This window comes from Weissella sp. DD23, from assembly GCF_001579105.1.
Taxonomy (GTDB): Bacteria; Bacillota; Bacilli; order Lactobacillales; family Lactobacillaceae; genus Weissella; species Weissella cibaria.
The window spans coordinates 311,429-313,548 of sequence record NZ_KQ970392.1; the positions used below are offsets into that span (position 1 = coordinate 311,429).

The following is a 2,120-nucleotide window of genomic DNA, read 5'->3' on the forward strand; positions in this document are numbered from 1 at the left end:
GTTGGGTGGTCAACGAAGGATAATGGTAATAATTTCGATAAGACAGATGTTACGCAACATGCGATTACTGATAACGTGACCTATTATGCAATCTGGGAAAAGACAACCGGCAACCCTATTCATATTAAGTCAGCGTCTGGCGGGGCCATCAGTATGAGTCAAACACAATTCTCGTTTACTGATACGCTGTATGTACACGTTAATCCAAATAGTGGTCAACATCTAGAAAAGTTGAACTTTACACCAACAAAAGCTGATGGATCAGTACTTACTGAGAATGAGATGCGAGTATTTGGATGGCATCCACAGGATAGTATGGTACAGCCAAAAATCGAATGGATTACAGATACGGAATATAGGGTGACGTTCCCAAACTTTGATGAAAATCGATTTAATAATTTAGTAACTAGTGGGCAAATCCCAGAACATATCGGATTAGCAGTAACACCAACGTTTAACGAACAAAAGGAAACGTACAATGCTCGTATGGCCATGCAATTAGATTATTACAGTATTGATAAGCCGGATGCAAAGCCTGGAGATACTGTGACGGTGACAATTGACCCAAGTAAAATGCCAGCGGCTGATGCTTCTGTATATCCAAATGTTGGAACTTTATCAAGTATGACATTTTCAGCAACTAACACGGATGATGAGGCTATTGTTTACCCAATCGTACGTTTAAATGAAACGACACTGCAATTCACAATGCCGGCTGCGCCTGTTACAATTGGTTGGCAATTGAGCATTTAGTGAAACTAACAGCTACGCAAAATAACCCTAAGACTGGTAAGTCATCTGAAGTGGTTATTGTAACCGTTGGTGGTGAAAGTCGATCAGACATGGCGTCAAGGGTAAATGCTGTTGAAACACAGACAGTTCAAAACGCGCCGGTTGCTAAGCAGGCGGTTTGGGAAACGATCACTGCTGTCGGTGGTGTAATTTTGGGTACAAACAAGCGGTCTGGTAATTTAGAATTGCCGAACACAGGTGTTGATCAAAAGGCTTCATTTGTTCAAACCCTGGTTGGATTGCTATCATTCTTGTTTATCATCGGATTCTTCTTGTTAAAGCGGTCAAAGCGGGAAGAAAAGTAAACGTTTGACCTAATTAAGGAATTTGACCGCAAACAAGTTATTGAATAAGGAAAGTTGCAAGCCGATGAACAGCATTGGGTTGCAACTTTTTTGTCTGAAAAACGCGTGATTGACGTCACACCTGAGGTCTAAATGATTGCAGTGGTGGTGATGGCACGTTTTTCCGGTGTTAAGTCATGCAATCGTGAAATTTGCTTACTTACAATATTTTCTATATACTAATTAAACTATCAAACACGAATGGAGATGATAAAAATGCCAGTATTTGGATCATTATCTGTACGCCGAACGAAAGTTAATTCTCAGTCATAACATCGCAGGCTAGCGTCCGTGCGATGTGTACTCTAAAGTTGGAGCATAAACATGGACAAACAACTACAACCCCACGAATTCGTCGCAATTAAAGAACAAATCATCATCCTGAATAAAGCATTCAATTCAGTTAATGATAAGAATGTAAAAGCTGTTGTTCAGGCTGATGTTGTTGAAACAGTTAAAGGTATTTTGCCAGACAATGAAATTGCAACTGATTTCCTGAATCAATTACCTGAAATTGCAACCTCTAGGCAGCGGGCCGAAAGTGCATTTAAGCAACTGGTGGAATTGGTGACGCCTTTCCCAGAGTTAAGTTCAAACCAACTTGGTAAGCTGTTCAAAAAGGTGAAAAAACTGCCTGAGCCAAAGTGGGAGAACTTAGACCGTCATGAAATGACCTATCTGGGCTGGAATGATAACGGCAGCCAAAAGAAGTACATCGTAGCACCACGCGATGGTAAATTGGTTGGTATCTACGGTGATTTTGATCCGAAGCCATTGAACGGATTGTGTGCAATTTGCCACCAATTAGGGACCGTCTCAATGTTCTTGTCAAAGGTGAAATCACGTGGCGCAGATGGTAATTATACAAAGCGTGGTAATCTAATTTGCCGTGACAGTTCACTTTGCAACGCACAATTGAGCAGTCTTGATCACTTGGCAAGTTTTGTGGAAACAACGTTGGTTAAGTAAACAAATTACTAATGC

3 protein-coding genes are annotated in these 2,120 nt (G+C 40.8%); all 3 read left to right on the forward strand.

What is annotated here, in order from left to right; genetic code table 11:
- Positions 1–753, forward strand: a 753-nt coding sequence (locus WEIDD23_RS05790) for a hypothetical protein (RefSeq protein ID WP_197458823.1), incomplete at its 5' end; no start/stop codon positions are given.
- Entirely contained in the window at positions 753–1,097 is a 345-nt protein-coding gene (locus tag WEIDD23_RS05795; RefSeq protein ID WP_010371339.1) for an LPXTG cell wall anchor domain-containing protein, read from the forward strand. The genes WEIDD23_RS05790 and WEIDD23_RS05795, both read left to right, overlap by 1 nt.
- A 363-nt stretch (positions 1,098–1,460) precedes the next feature.
- A complete protein-coding gene (locus WEIDD23_RS05800; protein WP_010371335.1) occupies positions 1,461–2,105 on the forward strand; it encodes a FusB/FusC family EF-G-binding protein in 645 nt (214 codons plus the stop codon).
- Positions 2,106–2,120: the final 15 nt, after the last annotated feature.

What these genes read in the sequence shown, in the direction of transcription:
- WEIDD23_RS05800 (WP_010371335.1), top strand. Translation starts at nt 1,461, where the DNA reads ATGGACAAACAACTACAACCCCACGAATTCGTCGCAATTAAAGAACAA.